Annotated in this window: 14 protein-coding genes and 1 riboswitch; of the genes, 11 read left to right on the top strand and 3 right to left on the bottom strand. The window is 63.9% G+C overall.

The features are described from left to right. Window positions 1-11: 11 nt before the first annotated feature. The 3 genes from cobW to LB572_RS02860 all read right to left on the bottom strand — a co-directional run bounded on the left by cobW (window position 12) and on the right by LB572_RS02860 (window position 2,951). A complete protein-coding gene (gene cobW / locus LB572_RS02870; protein ID WP_224666629.1) occupies window positions 12-1,049 on the bottom strand; it encodes a cobalamin biosynthesis protein CobW in 1,038 nt (345 codons plus the stop codon). Between the two features lie 2 nt (window positions 1,050-1,051). Continuing rightward, complete coding sequence (locus LB572_RS02865; protein WP_224666628.1) at window positions 1,052-1,477, bottom strand: DUF1636 family protein; 426 nt, start codon at window positions 1,475-1,477, stop codon at window positions 1,052-1,054. Window positions 1,478-1,516: 39 nt separating this feature from the next. After that, a riboswitch (cobalamin riboswitch) is annotated at window positions 1,517-1,721 on the bottom strand. A gap of 30 nt (window positions 1,722-1,751) precedes the next feature. Next, window positions 1,752-2,951 (bottom strand): winged helix-turn-helix domain-containing protein, encoded by a 1,200-nt coding sequence (locus tag LB572_RS02860; protein WP_140801730.1) that lies wholly within the window; start codon window positions 2,949-2,951, stop codon window positions 1,752-1,754. Between the two features lie 334 nt (window positions 2,952-3,285). Between LB572_RS02860 and LB572_RS02855 the strand changes: the two genes are divergently transcribed. The 11 genes from LB572_RS02855 to nuoI all read left to right on the top strand — a co-directional run bounded on the left by LB572_RS02855 (window position 3,286) and on the right by nuoI (window position 13,605). Beyond that, window positions 3,286-3,651 (top strand): NADH-quinone oxidoreductase subunit A, encoded by a 366-nt coding sequence (locus LB572_RS02855; protein ID WP_140801729.1) that lies wholly within the window; start codon window positions 3,286-3,288, stop codon window positions 3,649-3,651. Next, window positions 3,642-4,223 carry a NuoB/complex I 20 kDa subunit family protein gene (locus LB572_RS02850; RefSeq protein WP_015317338.1) on the top strand — a complete coding sequence of 194 codons (582 nt, stop codon included), beginning with the start codon at window positions 3,642-3,644 and terminating at the stop codon, window positions 4,221-4,223. The genes LB572_RS02855 and LB572_RS02850 overlap by 10 nt, the downstream gene beginning before the upstream one ends. 4 nt (window positions 4,224-4,227) lie before the next feature. Beyond that, the gene (locus LB572_RS02845) at window positions 4,228-4,830 is read left to right on the top strand and encodes an NADH-quinone oxidoreductase subunit C (RefSeq protein ID WP_224666627.1); all 603 of its coding nucleotides are present in this window, start codon (window positions 4,228-4,230) and stop codon (window positions 4,828-4,830) included. A 34-nt stretch (window positions 4,831-4,864) separates the two neighbouring features. Next, window positions 4,865-5,242 (top strand): four helix bundle protein, encoded by a 378-nt coding sequence (locus tag LB572_RS02840; protein WP_224666626.1) that lies wholly within the window; start codon window positions 4,865-4,867, stop codon window positions 5,240-5,242. A 66-nt stretch (window positions 5,243-5,308) separates the two neighbouring features. Then, entirely contained in the window at window positions 5,309-6,499 is a 1,191-nt protein-coding gene (locus LB572_RS02835) for an NADH-quinone oxidoreductase subunit D (RefSeq protein ID WP_140801726.1), read from the top strand. Further along, window positions 6,499-7,839, top strand: a complete 1,341-nt coding sequence (locus tag LB572_RS02830; protein ID WP_224666625.1) for an NADH-quinone oxidoreductase subunit E — start codon at window positions 6,499-6,501, stop codon at window positions 7,837-7,839. The genes LB572_RS02835 and LB572_RS02830 overlap by 1 nt, the downstream gene beginning before the upstream one ends. Window positions 7,840-7,849: 10 nt before the next feature. After that, window positions 7,850-9,154, top strand: a complete 1,305-nt coding sequence (gene nuoF / locus LB572_RS02825; RefSeq protein ID WP_224666624.1) for an NADH-quinone oxidoreductase subunit NuoF — start codon at window positions 7,850-7,852, stop codon at window positions 9,152-9,154. 74 nt (window positions 9,155-9,228) lie between these two features. Then, window positions 9,229-9,912 (top strand): NADH-ubiquinone dehydrogenase, encoded by a 684-nt coding sequence (locus tag LB572_RS02820; protein ID WP_224666623.1) that lies wholly within the window; start codon window positions 9,229-9,231, stop codon window positions 9,910-9,912. Window positions 9,913-9,986: 74 nt separating this feature from the next. Next, the gene (gene nuoG / locus LB572_RS02815; protein WP_140801722.1) at window positions 9,987-12,068 is read left to right on the top strand and encodes an NADH-quinone oxidoreductase subunit NuoG; all 2,082 of its coding nucleotides are present in this window, start codon (window positions 9,987-9,989) and stop codon (window positions 12,066-12,068) included. A 2-nt stretch (window positions 12,069-12,070) separates the two neighbouring features. Next, entirely contained in the window at window positions 12,071-13,114 is a 1,044-nt protein-coding gene (gene nuoH, locus LB572_RS02810) for an NADH-quinone oxidoreductase subunit NuoH (RefSeq protein WP_140801721.1), read from the top strand. Beyond that, window positions 13,114-13,605: an NADH-quinone oxidoreductase subunit NuoI gene (gene nuoI, locus LB572_RS02805; RefSeq protein WP_042643165.1), complete on the top strand. Its 492-nt coding sequence runs from the start codon at window positions 13,114-13,116 to the stop codon at window positions 13,603-13,605. The genes nuoH and nuoI overlap by 1 nt, the downstream gene beginning before the upstream one ends. Window positions 13,606-13,726 lie beyond the last annotated feature (121 nt).

The following is a 13,726-nucleotide window of genomic DNA, read 5'->3' as shown; positions in this document are numbered from 1 at the left end:
CCGGATTTGCCTCAGCCGGCGAGGATACGCTCGATCGCCGGGCGGTTCAGCCCCTTGAGGCCGATGACGACGAGCCGCGATCGGCGGTCATCCTCGGCCGTCCAGGCGCGGTCGTAATAGTGGTTGACGCGCGGCCCGACGGCCTGCAGCAGGAGGCGCATCGGCTTGCCGCCGACCTCGACGAAGCCTTTGACGCGCAAAACGTTTTCCTGCTCGGCGGCAAGGGCGACGCGCTTTGCCAGCTCGTCGGGATTGGCGATCGAAGGGATGTCGATGACGAAGGAATCGAAATCGTCGTGCTCGTGGTCGAGTTCGTCGTCGTGATGGGTCTTGCGGTTCTCGATGTCGTCCTCGACGGCGAGGCCGAGGCCGAGCAGCACGGACGGATCGACCTTGCCTTGCGCGGTCGGCACGACCTTCACGGCGCGCGCCACATGCTTGCCGATGACGGCGTTGGCGCGCTCCGAGCCGGCCGCATCCATCAGGTCGCTCTTCGACAGGATGATCAGGTCGGCGCAGGCGATCTGGTCCTCGAACACTTCTTCGACCGGATCGTCATGGTCGAGCGAGTCGTCCGCGGCGCGCTGGGCCTGCAGGGCGTCCATGTCGGAGGCGACGCGGCCGTCGGCCAGTGCCGGACCGTCGACCACGGCGACGACGCCGTCGACCGTGACGCGGCTCTTCACCGTCGGCCACTGGAAGGCCTGCACCAGCGGCTTCGGCAGAGCGAGGCCGGAAGTCTCGATCAGGATGTGGTCGACCTTCGGTGTGCGCGACAGGATCTGGTCGAGCGCCGGCACGAAGTCGTCGGCCACGGTGCAGCAGATGCAGCCATTGGCGAGCTCGACGATGTTTTCCTCCGGGCAGGTGTCGACGCCGCAGCCCTTCAGGATCTCGCCGTCGATGCCGACGTCGCCGAACTCGTTGACGATGATCGCCAGCCGCTTGCCCTTGGCGTTTTCGAGCAGGTTGCGGATCAGCGTCGTCTTGCCGGCGCCGAGGAAGCCGGTGACGACGGTGCAGGGAACACGGGAAACGGAAGCGTTCATGGTCAGTCCTTCAGCATATCGAGGGGAGGGATGCGGGCAACCAGGCCGCGCTTGAGGGAATCGGGCCGGCCGCGCCAGGGGATCAGGCCGTCGGTCGAGGTGGCGAAGAGCTTTGCGCCGGCGACGAGATCGGCGCCGCTGGCAGCATTCAGGTCGCCGAAGACGTAGCTCCAGCAGCCGTCGCGCAGCAGCGCGGCGCTGAGGCGGCGCTTGCAATTGCCGAGGCATTCGACGGTGCGGATGCGGATATTTTCGCTAGTGGCGGCGCGGCGCGTGTCTTCGGCCAGCAGCGCGCCAGCGCGCGGATGCGCGTCCGAACCGGTCTCGTCGCGGCAGGAGGAGCAGACGATGACGGTGACGCTGGCCAAAGCGTCGGGCTCGGACGAAATGTCCTCAATGTTTGCCGGGAAACTGCCGTTGCGATCCAAAACCAGGCTCCTTGCCCGGAAAACCCGCCGGGCATTCGGATTCTTAAAGTCTCAGACGGCAGGTCTCCTGGCTCGCGGGTCGTCGCCTCGAATGCCGCCTTCCCGGGAACATCCCAGTGGTTTTCGGCAAAGGCTCGTCGCTTACAGTTGCGGGGACAGCCGCGGATTTGGGTTTTTGGCCCGCACCGCATTCCCTCTTGGCTCCTCCCTTTGCCGGGAGAAGACCGTCTGGGTCAGGATTTAGGCTTACGGCTAGGCGCCTGTCAACGCACGGCTACGACACCGCGATGTCGGCCAGCGCCGGACCGAGGTCGCCGGCCGGCGTCACTTCGATCGCCTCCAGGCCGAGCCAGCCCTGCATCTGCTTCAGCTCATCGAAGAGCTGGGCGGCGGTGTCGGGTGGCGCACCGGCCTCGGCATAAGCGGCGTGGACGCGAAGCACGCTGGCCGGGCGGTCGGCCCTCAGGTCGACGCGAGCGACGATGCGGTCGCCGAGCAGGAAAGGCAGCACATAATAGCCATATTGGCGCTTTTCCGCCGGCGTATAGATCTCGATGCGATAACGGAAGCCGAACAGTTTTTCGGTGCGGGTGCGTTCGAAGACCACTGGATCGAAAGGCGCTAGCAAGGCGCGGGCTTCGATGCGGCGCGGGATTCGGGCGTCCTTGTGGAGATAGGCGGGCTTATCCCAACCTTCGACCTTGACCGGCAGCAATTCGCCGGTTTCGACCAGTTCCTCGATGCGGTCCTTGGTGTCGCCGGGCGCCAGGCGGAAATAGTCGCGCAGATCGCCATAGGTGGCGATGCCGTGGGCGCGGGCCGAGATACGCAGCAATTGGCGATGCGCGTCCTCGACCGACGGTACGGGCAGGTCGAGCACGGCCTGCGGCAAAACGCGCTCGGGCAGGTCGTAATAGCGTTCGAAGCCGCGCCTGTAGGCGGTGGTGATGCGGCCGGCCCAGAACAGCCATTCGAAAGCGTGCTTGGCCTCGCTCCAGCCCCACCAGCCGCCATTGCCCTTGTGGCCCTCGATATCGGAGGCCGCGATCGGACCGCGATCGGCGACCTCTCTATATATCTCGTCTATCATTTCCTTGCGTTCACGGCCCCATTTGGCGAGGCCGAGATACATCTCGTCGCCCTGCTCGGCGCGCTGCATGCGCCAGCGCATCAGCGGGTAGGTCTCGACGGGCAGGAACGACGCCTCATGCGCCCAATATTCGAAGACTGCGCGCTTGCGGGTGACCGCGGCGTTGTCCAGGAGCGCAAGCGGGTAGGGGCCGAGGCGCGAATAGAGCGGCATATAGTGAGCGCGCACCACCGCGCTCACGGAATCGATCTGCAACAGGCCGGTTCGCGAAAGCACACGCGCAAGGTGCCGGCGATCCGGAACCGCCGCGGGGCGAGGGTCGTTGAACCCTTGCGCGCCGAGCGCGATGCGTCTGGCCATGGCCAGCGAAATCTTATCCTTCATCGAGGCGCCCTTGCCTTGATCGTTTGCCGGATATCTAGCCGGTGATTCCAGCGATGCTAGCAGGCAAATGGCGGGAGATGTGTCAGGAGAGAAAAGTGGAGTAAAAAATGAAGGAAATCAAACAAGAGCGGATCGGACCAGTTTCTTCCGATAAGGCGTCCAGGGCCGCGAATTGAACAAGGTTTGACTTGCGTCACCGAAACCGCTGCGCTAACCCTCGCCGCGTTGCAGCATGGGCCTCTTAAAACGGTTCAGCGGTTAAACTGTCACGCTTCCGCATTAGAGTTCGTTGCTGTAATCAAAGTGAACTACCCCGCCGAAGGAAAGCCGCCGCATGAGCGCACTCCTGAGTTCATATCTGCCCATCGTCCTGTTCATCGCCGTGGCGATGGTCGTTGGTCTGGCGCTGCTCGTCGCCCCCTTCCTAGTGGCCTATCGCAATCCCGATCCGGAAAAGCTTTCCGCCTATGAATGCGGGTTCAACTCGTTCGACGACGCCCGCATGAAGTTCGACATCCGCTTCTACCTGGTGTCGATCCTGTTCATCATCTTCGATCTCGAGGTCGCCTTCCTGTTCCCGTGGGCGGTGTCCTTCTCGAAGGTCGGCATGCTCGGCTTCTGGTCGATGATGGTGTTTTTGGCGGTGTTGACCATCGGCTTTGCCTATGAATGGAAAAAAGGAGCGCTGGAATGGGATTGAACGACAGTTCAGGCACCCTCGTCGCGCCGAAGCCCAAGGGCATCATCGACCCCAATACCGGCAGGCCGGTGGGGGAGGACGACCCCTTCTTCCTCGAAATCAACAATGAGCTGGCCGACAAGGGTTTCCTTGTCACCTCGACCGAAGCGCTGATCACCTGGGCGCGCAGCGGCTCGCTGATGTTCATGACCTTCGGCCTTGCCTGCTGCGCGGTCGAGATGATCCACACCTCGATGCCGCGCTACGACTCGGAGCGCTTCGGCGTCGCGCCGCGCGCCTCTCCGCGCCAGTCCGACATCATGATCGTCGCCGGCACGCTGACCAACAAGATGGCGCCTGCGCTGCGCAAGGTCTACGACCAGATGCCGGAGCCGCGCTACGTCATCTCGATGGGCTCCTGCGCCAATGGCGGCGGCTATTACCACTATTCCTATTCGGTGGTGCGCGGCTGCGACCGCGTCGTGCCGGTCGACATCTATGTGCCCGGCTGCCCGCCGAGCGCGGAAGCGCTGCTCTACGGCATTCTCCTTCTGCAGAAGAAGATCCGCCGCACCGGCACGATCGAACGGTGAGCCGATGACCCAGGCGTTGAACGAACTCTCCACATATCTCGGCGAGAAGCTCTCCGGCCGCATCGGCGAAGCCGTGCTTGCCTATGGCGAGCTGACGGTCTCCGTCGAGCCGGCTAACTTGATCGAGGTGGCGACCTTCCTGCGCGATGATGCGCGTTGCCAGTTCATCTCGATCATCGACATTTCCGGCGCAGACTATCCTTCGCGCGCCAGGCGTTTCGACGTCATCTACCATCTGTTGTCGCCAAAGCAGAATGTCCGTATCCGCCTGAAAGTTCAGGCTGACGAGGAGACGCTGGTTCCCTCGTTGACAAGTGTTTATCCGGGCGCCGACTGGTACGAGCGCGAGACCTATGACCTTTACGGCGTGCTCTTCTCGGGCCATCCCGATCTGCGCCGCCTTTTGACCGACTACGGCTTCGAGGGACATCCGCTGCGCAAGGATTTCCCGCTCACCGGCTTCGTCGAGGTTCGCTACGACGACGAGGCCAAGCGGGTCATCTACGAGCCGGTGGAATTGAAGCAGGAATTCAGAAACTTCGACTTCTTGAGCCCATGGGAAGGGACGGATTACGTCCTTCCGGGGGATGAGAAGGCGAAACAGTGAGTAGGGAAGTAGTGAGTAGTCAGTAGGGAAGGAATTGGGAAAGAAGATCGAATCCTATCGTGACTTGGTGGTGTGGCAATCGGCAATGGTACTTGCCGAGAATTGTTATCGCATCACCAAAGGTTTTCCGAGAGATGAGATCTATGGAATGACCTCCCAGATGCGCCGCTCGGCGGTTTCTATCGCCGCGAACATCGCTGAAGGGTACGGTCGTGAGAATAGAGGTTCTTTCGTTCAATTTCTGCGCATGGCGCAGGGTTCATTGAAGGAACTGGAGACGCACATACTGCTGGCATGCCGGATCGGTATGTTGGAGAGAGACAACGAGACTGAACTGCTGCTGCGGTGCGAAGAGATTGGAAAAATGACGCGATCTCTGATCAGAACGGTGCAGGCCAAGCAGGCGGAATGAAGCAGGCATTGAGATTGATGGCCACTATTCACTACTCACTACTGACTCTTCGCCAGAGGCGCCACAATGGCTGAAACCTCCGTCCGCAACTTCAACATCAACTTCGGCCCGCAGCACCCCGCGGCGCATGGCGTTTTGCGCCTGGTGCTGGAGCTGGACGGCGAGGTGGTCGACCGCGTCGATCCGCATATCGGTCTCCTGCATCGCGGCACCGAGAAGCTGATCGAGGCCAAGACCTATCTGCAGGCCGTGCCCTATCTCGACCGGCTGGACTATTGCGCGCCGATGAACCAGGAGCATGCCTTCGCGCTCGCGGCCGAGCGCCTGCTCGGCATCGAGGTGCCGAAGCGCGGCCAGCTGATCCGCGTGCTCTATTCCGAGATGGGCCGCATCATGTCGCACATCTTGAATGTGACGACGCAGGCGATGGACGTCGGCGCGCTGACGCCGCCGCTGTGGGGCTTCGTCGAGCGCGAAAAGCTGATGGTGTTCTACGAGCGCGCCTCTGGCTCGCGCATGCATGCGGCCTATTTCCGGCCGGGCGGCGTGCACCAGGACCTGCCGCGCCAGTTGGTCGAGGACATCGGCAAGTGGATCGACCCGTTCCTGAAGTCGATCGACGACCTCGACAAGTTGCTGACCGGCAACCGTATCTTCAAGCAGCGCAATGTCGATATCGGCATCGTGTCGCTGGCCGATGCCTGGGCCTGGGGTTTTTCGGGCGTGATGGTGCGCGGCTCGGGCGCCGCCTGGGACCTGCGCAAATCGCAACCTTATGAATGCTATTCCGAGATGGATTTCGACATCCCGATCGGCAAGAACGGCGACTGCTACGACCGTTATCTGTTGCGCATGGAAGAGATGCGCCAGTCGGCCAGGATCATGCGCCAGTGCGTCGATCTGCTGCTCGGCAAGGAAAGCGCCGGGCCGGTGTCGAACCTCGACGGCAAGGTCGTGCCGCCGAAGCGCCAGGCTATGAAGCGTTCGATGGAAGCGCTCATCCATCACTTCAAGCTCTACACCGAGGGCTATCGCGTGCCGGCCGGCGAGGTCTATGCGGCCGTCGAGGCGCCGAAGGGCGAGTTCGGCGTCTATCTGGTCTCCGACGGCACCAACAAGCCCTACCGCTGCAAGCTGCGCGCGCCGGGTTTCGCGCATCTGCAAGCCATGGATTTCCTGTGCCGCGGCCACATGCTGGCCGACGTCACGGCCGTCCTTGGCTCCCTCGACATCGTGTTTGGTGAGGTCGATCGCTAATGTCAGTCCGCCGCCTCGCAGATGCCAGCGTCCAGCCAGCCTCATTCGCCTTCAGCAAGGCGAATGAGGCTGCGGTTCAGCAGTGGATCGCCAAATACCCGAAGGGACGCGAACAGTCGGCCATCATCCCCTTGCTGATGATCGCGCAGGAGCAGGAAGGCTGGGTCACCAAGGCGGCGATCGAGACGATCTCCGACATGCTCGGCATGCCGCGCATCCGCGGCCTCGAAGTCGCGACCTTCTACACGCAGTACCAGCTCAATCCGGTCGGCACGCGCGCCCATATCCAGGTCTGCGGCACGACGCCCTGCATGCTGCGCGGCTCGGAAGCGCTGATGGATGTGTGCCGCTCGAAGATCCATCACGACCAGTTCCACACCAACGACAAGGGCACGCTGTCGTGGGAGGAGGTCGAATGCCTCGGCGCCTGCGTCAACGCGCCGATGGTCATGATCTTCAAGGACACGTTCGAGGACCTGACGCCCGAGCGGCTGGCCGAGATCATCGATCTCTATGACGCCGGCAAGGGCGCCGAGGTGAAGCCCGGTCCGCAGAACGGCCGCCACGGCTCCGAGCCGGCCGGCGGCTTGAAGACGCTGACCAGCGAAAAGGCGATCCTGAAGACGACGCGCGACAAGGAAGCCAAGGCTGCCGCGAAGGCGGCCAAGGATGCCGCCGCCGCGGCGCCGGCTGCCGCGCCTGCTGCCGTCGTCTCGCAGGCGGCGCCTGCTCCGGCCGCGCCTGCGGTTCCCGCACCCGCAGCCACTCCGGCTTCCGGCCCGGTTGCGCCATCAAAATCCAGCAAGCCGAAGACCCACGCGGCTGAAACCAGCCCGGCGCTCAACACGCCGTCGCCGGTCAAGGTAGCTCCGGCCACCGAGAACGGCGCCAGCGTCAAGGCGCCGCGCCATTCGGCCGCCAACGCCAACCAGGCCGATCCGGAAGTCGAAGCCGTGTCCAAGCCGCGCAGCGGGCCGAAGACCAAGACCGAACCGGCCACCGCGTTCAAGGCGCCGGAAACCAAGCAGCCGGTCGCCAAAACGGCGAAGCCGTCGCTCGAGGACAAGAACCGTCCGGCCGGCATCGAGCGTCCGGCAACCGTCGACGATCTCAAGCTGATCTCCGGCGTCGGTCCGAAGATCGAAGCGACCCTGCATTCGCTGGGCATCTACACTTTCGCGCAGATCGCTTCCTGGAAGAAGGCCGAGCGCGAGTGGGTCGACGGCTATCTCAGCTTCCACGGCCGCATCGACCGCGACGACTGGGTGAAGCAGGCCAAGGCGCTCGCCAAGGGCGGCGTCGCCGAATACATCCGCGTCTTCGGCAAGAAGCCGGTCTGAGGGACGAAAAATGCTTCAGGACAAAGACCGCATCTTCACCAACATCTACGGCCTCTTCGACACGTCGCTGGCCGGCGCGCAATCGCGCGGCATCTGGGACGATACGCCCGGGCTCATCGCCAAGGGGCGCGACTGGATCGTCAACGAGATGAAGGCGTCCGGCCTGCGCGGCCGCGGCGGCGCCGGCTTCCCGACCGGCCTGAAATGGTCCTTCATGCCCAAGCAGAGCGACGGACGGCCGAGCTATCTGGTCATCAATGCCGACGAATCCGAGCCGGGCACCTGCAAGGACCGCGATATCCTGCGCAACGATCCGCATACGCTGGTCGAGGGCGCGCTGGTCGCCGGCTTCGCCATGGGCGCGATCGCCGCTTACATCTATGTGCGCGGTGAGTTCATCCGCGAGCGTGAGGCGCTGCAGCGTGCCATCGACGAGGCTTACGCGGCCAAGCTCATCGGCAAGAACAACACGTCCGGCTACGACTTCGACATCTACATGCATCATGGCGCCGGCGCCTATATCTGCGGCGAGGAAACGGCGCTGCTCGAAAGCCTGGAAGGCAAGAAGGGCCAGCCCAGGCTGAAGCCGCCATTCCCGGCCAATGTCGGCCTCTATGGCTGCCCGACGACGGTCAACAATGTCGAATCGATCGCGGTGGCGCCGACCATCCTGCGGCGGGGTGCAGCCTGGTTCTCGTCCTTCGGCCGGCCGAACAATGCCGGCACCAAGCTGTTTTGCGTGTCCGGCCACGTCAACAATCCGTGCACTTTCGAAGAGGCGATGTCGATCCCGTTCCGCGAACTGATCGAGGAGCATTGCGGCGGCATCCGTGGCGGCTGGGACAATCTGCTCGCGGTCATCCCGGGCGGCGCCTCGGTGCCGCTGGTGCCGGCCGAGCAGATCATGGACGCGCCGATGGATTTCGACGCGCTGCGCGATCTCAAATCCGGCCTCGGCACCGCCGCTGTCATCGTCATGGACAAGTCGACGGATATCGTGAAGGCGATCGCCAGGCTGTCCTATTTCTATAAGCATGAGAGCTGCGGCCAGTGCACGCCGTGCCGCGAAGGCACCGGCTGGATGTGGCGGGTGATGGAGCGTCTGGTGCGCGGCGAGGCGCAGAAGCGCGAGATCGACATGCTGCTCGACGTCACCAAGCAGGTCGAGGGGCACACGATCTGCGCGCTGGGCGACGCGGCGGCCTGGCCGATCCAGGGCCTGATGCGGCATTTCCGCGGTGAGGTGGAACGCCGCATCGACGAGTTTTCGCGCAACGCGCACCGGGTCGAGCCGGTGATGGTGGCGGCGGAATAGGACTTTGAAATACGGGCTTGGCCCGAAGACTGACAGCAGGGGCGGGCATACGAAGAAACGACCAGGAGATCTCTATGGCGCCGTATTCGATACCCTACCCGTTCATGCCTGATTTGGACCAACTCGAGAAGATGAACCAGGACCTGACCAAGATGATGCCGAAGGAGATGGCCAGCGCCGTCAACCTTCTGGCGCATCCGGTCGCGGGCGCCGCGGCGATGTCGGCGCTCGGCATCGGTTTTGCCAACCATGCCGTCGGCATGTGGATGGGCGCCTTCACCGGCGCGCTGGAAGCCTCGCAGCGCATGTTCCAGCCTTTCCTCGACGATCTCGAGGCGCAGAACGAAGCGGCCGCCAATGCGTCCAAGGCGCGCAAGGCGACCGAGACGCTGATCGCCAGGGCGCAGACCTTCGCCAGGGACGTGACCGACATCGCGGCGAACGCGACCGAGAAGGCGCTCGACGCGACCGGGGCCGATATCGTCGCCCAGCCGGCCGCGACCGGGCTGATGCCCGAGGATTTCAGGCAGCCGAAGGCGCTCGACAAGCCGGCGAAGCCGTCGGACCTGAAGGCGATTTCGGGCATCGGGCCGAAGCTGGAGAAGGTGCTCAACGGTCTCGGCATCTGGACCTATGGCCAGATCGCCGCGTGGACGTCGGAAGAGGTCGCCTGGGTGGAAGATTACCTGTCGCTCGCCGGCCGCATCGGCCGCGACGACTGGACTGGGCAGGCGGCGGCGCTCGCCGCGAAGAAGTGAATTGAAATGCCGGGCGCGGCTCAGCCGTGCCCGGCAGATAGAGATTGCGGAACATCCGCAGGGGTTTGAGGCGAATGGCAAAGCTAAAGGTCGACGGGAAAGAGATCACGGTACCCGACCATTACACGCTGCTGCAGGCGGCCGAGGACGCCGGCGCGGAAGTGCCGCGCTTCTGCTTCCACGAGCGGCTGTCCATCGCCGGCAATTGCCGCATGTGCCTGATCGAGGTGAAGGGCGGCCCGCCCAAGCCGCAGGCGTCCTGCGCCATGGGTGTGCGCGACCTGCGTCCAGGCCCGAATGGCGAGCCGCCGGAAATCTTCACCAACACGCCGATGGTCAAGAAGGCCCGCGAAGGCGTGATGGAATTCCTGCTGATCAACCATCCGCTCGATTGCCCGATCTGCGACCAGGGCGGTGAATGCGACCTGCAGGACCAGGCGATGGCCTTCGGCGTCGATTCCTCGCGCTATCACGAGAACAAGCGCGCGGTCGAAGACAAGTATATCGGCCCGCTGGTCAAGACGGTGATGAACCGCTGCATCCATTGCACGCGCTGCGTCCGCTTCACCACCGAGGTTGCCGGCATCTCCGAGCTCGGCCTGATCGGCCGCGGCGAGGATGCCGAGATCACCACCTATCTCGAACAGGCGATGACGTCGGAGCTGCAGGGCAATGTCATCGATCTGTGCCCGGTCGGCGCGCTGACCTCCAAGCCGTTCGCCTTCCAGGCGCGGCCGTGGGAACTGACCAAGACGGAATCGATCGACGTCATGGATGCCGTCGGCTCGGCGATCCGCGTCGACTCCAGGGGTCGCGAAGTGATGCGCATCCTGCCGCGCGTCAACGAACAGGTGAACGAGGAGTGGATCTCCGACAAGACCCGCTTCATCTGGGACGGCCTGCGCACGCAGCGCCTCGACCGCCCCTATGTGCGCAAGAACGGCAAGCTGGCACCGGCAAGCTGGGCGGAAGCCTTCGCCGCCATCAAGGACGAGGTAGGCAAGGCAGCGCCCGAGCGGATCGGCGCGATAGCCGGCGACCTCGCCGCTGTCGAGGAAATCTACGCGCTGAAGCTTTTGATGGCGGCGCTCGGCTCCAAGAACATCGACTGCCGTCAGGACGGCGCCGCGCTCGATCCGTCGCTCGGCCGCGCCAGCTACATCTTCAACCCGACCATCGAAGGCATCGAGCAGGCCGACGCGGTGCTGATCGTCGGCGCCAATCCGCGCTTCGAGGCTTCTGTGCTCAACGCTCGCATCCGCAAGCGCTGGCGCGTCGGCAACCTGCCGGTCGGCGTCATCGGCGAGATCGGCGACACCCGCTATGACTACGACCTCATCGGAGCCGGTCCGGAATCCCTGAAAGACCTTGCCGACGGCAATGGCAAGTTCTTCGAGGTGCTGAGCAAGGCCACGCATCCGCTGATCATCGTCGGCCAGGGTGCGCTGGCGCGCACGGACGGCGCGGCGGTGCTCGGCCAGGCGGCGAAGCTCGCGGCCGCCGTCAACGCGGTCACCGCCGAATGGAACGGCTTTGCGGTGCTGCACAACGCAGCCGCCAGGGTCGGCGGCCTCGATGTCGGTTTCGTGCCGGGCGAGGGCGGCAAGGACGTCGCCGGCATGCTGGGCGACACCGATGTGCTGTTCTTGCTCGGCGCCGACGAAATCGACATGGCCAAGACCGGCGGCGCGTTCGTCGTCTATATCGGCACGCATGGCGATGCCGGCGCGCACCGCGCCAATGTCATCCTGCCGGCCGCCGCCTACACCGAGAAGTCCGGCACCTATGTCAACACGGAAGGCCGCGTTCAGCAGACCAATCGCGCCGGTTTCGCCCCGGGCGAGGCACGCGAGGACTGGGCGATCCTGCGGGCGCTCTCCGACGTGCTCGGCAAGAAGCTGCCGTTCGATTCGCTGGTTCAGCTGCGCGCCAAGCTCTATGGCGAGTTCCCGCATCTCGCCCGCATCGACCAGGTGCAGGCCGGCAGCGGCGACGACATCGCCAAGGCGGCGAAGCTCGGCGGCCGGTTGAACAAGGGCACCTTCACCTCGCCGGTGAAGGATTTCTATCTCACCAACCCGATCGCGCGGGCATCGGCCGTGATGGCCGAATGCTCGGCGCTGGCCAAGAGCGGCTTCAAGCAGGCGGCGGAATAAGCATGGAAACCTTCTTCTCCTTCTACGTGCTGCCGGCGCTGCTGATCCTGTTGAAGTCGGTCGTGCTGATCGTCGTGCTTCTGATCGGCGTCGCCTACCTGCTCTATGCCGACCGCAAGATCTGGGCGGCGGTGCAATTGCGTCGTGGCCCGAACGTCGTCGGTCCGTGGGGAACGCTGCAGGCCTTCGCCGACCTCCTGAAATTCGTCTTCAAGGAGCCGGTGATCCCGTCGGGCGCCAACAAGGGCGTGTTCCTCCTGGCGCCGCTGGTGTCGGCGGTGCTGGCGATCTCGGCCTGGGCGGTCATTCCGGTCAACGAAGGATGGGCGATCGCCAACATCAATGTCGGCATCCTCTATGTCTTCGCCATCTCCTCGCTCGAGGTCTATGGCGTGATCATGGGCGGCTGGGCGTCCAATTCGAAATACCCGTTCCTGGGCGCGCTGCGCTCGGCCGCGCAGATGGTGTCCTATGAAGTCTCGATTGGCTTCGTCATCGTCACCGTGCTGCTCTGCGTCGGCTCGCTCAACCTCTCCGACATCGTCATGTCGCAGCAGGACGGTCTCGGCACCAAGCTCGGCCTGCCCAACACCTTCCTCGACTGGCACTGGCTGTCGCTGCTGCCGATGTTCGTGGTGTTCTTCATCTCGGCTCTTGCCGAGACGAACCGCCCGCCTTTCGACCTGGTCGAAGCGGAATCGGAACTCGTCGCCGGCCATATGGTTGAATATTCGTCGACGCCGTTCCTGCTCTTCTTCCTCGGCGAGTATGTCGCCGTCGTCCTGATGTGCGCGCTGGCGACCATCCTGTTCCTTGGCGGCTGGCTGCCACCGTTCAACTTCGCGCCCTTCACCTGGGTACCAGGCGTGATCTGGTTCGTGCTGAAGATCTGCCTGATGTTCTTCATGTTCTCGATGGTGAAGGCTTTTGTGCCGCGCTATCGCTACGACCAGCTGATGCGGCTGGGCTGGAAAGTGTTCCTGCCGATCTCGCTGTTCATGGTCGTGGCCACCGCGGCCTTCCTCAAGATCACGGGGTTTGCGTGATGTCCGCTCTGGCCCAGGCCGCAAAGTCGCTGCTGCTGAAGGATTTCGTCAGCGCCTTCTTCCTTTCGATGCGCCAGTTCTTCGCGCCGAAGGAAACGATCAACTATCCGCACGAGAAGGGGCCGACCAGCCCGCGCTTCCGTGGCGAGCATGCGCTGCGCCGTTACCCGAACGGCGAGGAACGCTGCATCGCCTGCAAGCTCTGCGAGGCGATCTGCCCGGCGCAGGCCATCACCATCGAGGCCGGCCCGCGCCGCAACGACGGCACGCGACGCACGGTGCGCTACGACATCGACATGGTGAAGTGCATCTATTGCGGCTTTTGCCAGGAAGCCTGCCCGGTCGACGCGATCGTCGAGGGGCCGAATTTCGAATTCGCGACCGAGACGCGCGAGGAGCTCTACTACAACAAGGAAAAGCTGCTCGCGAACGGCGATCGCTGGGAGCGGGAGCTGGCGCGCAACATCGCGCTGGACTCGCCCTATCGCTGACATTTGACGCATGGACGGGGCGAGGGGCCTCGTCTAAGGACAACGCGGCTTCGGCACCGGAGGCGGAACGAAGCCAGAGAGTACGGAACGGACGATAGGTCCGACCCGACAGGAACCCGGG

Origin of the sequence: Mesorhizobium sp. BH1-1-5, from assembly GCF_020165615.1 — a bacterium.
Taxonomy (GTDB): domain Bacteria; phylum Pseudomonadota; class Alphaproteobacteria; order Rhizobiales; family Rhizobiaceae; genus Mesorhizobium.
Note: the sequence above shows the minus strand (reverse complement) of the source record. Positions and strands in the feature narration are given on the sequence as shown.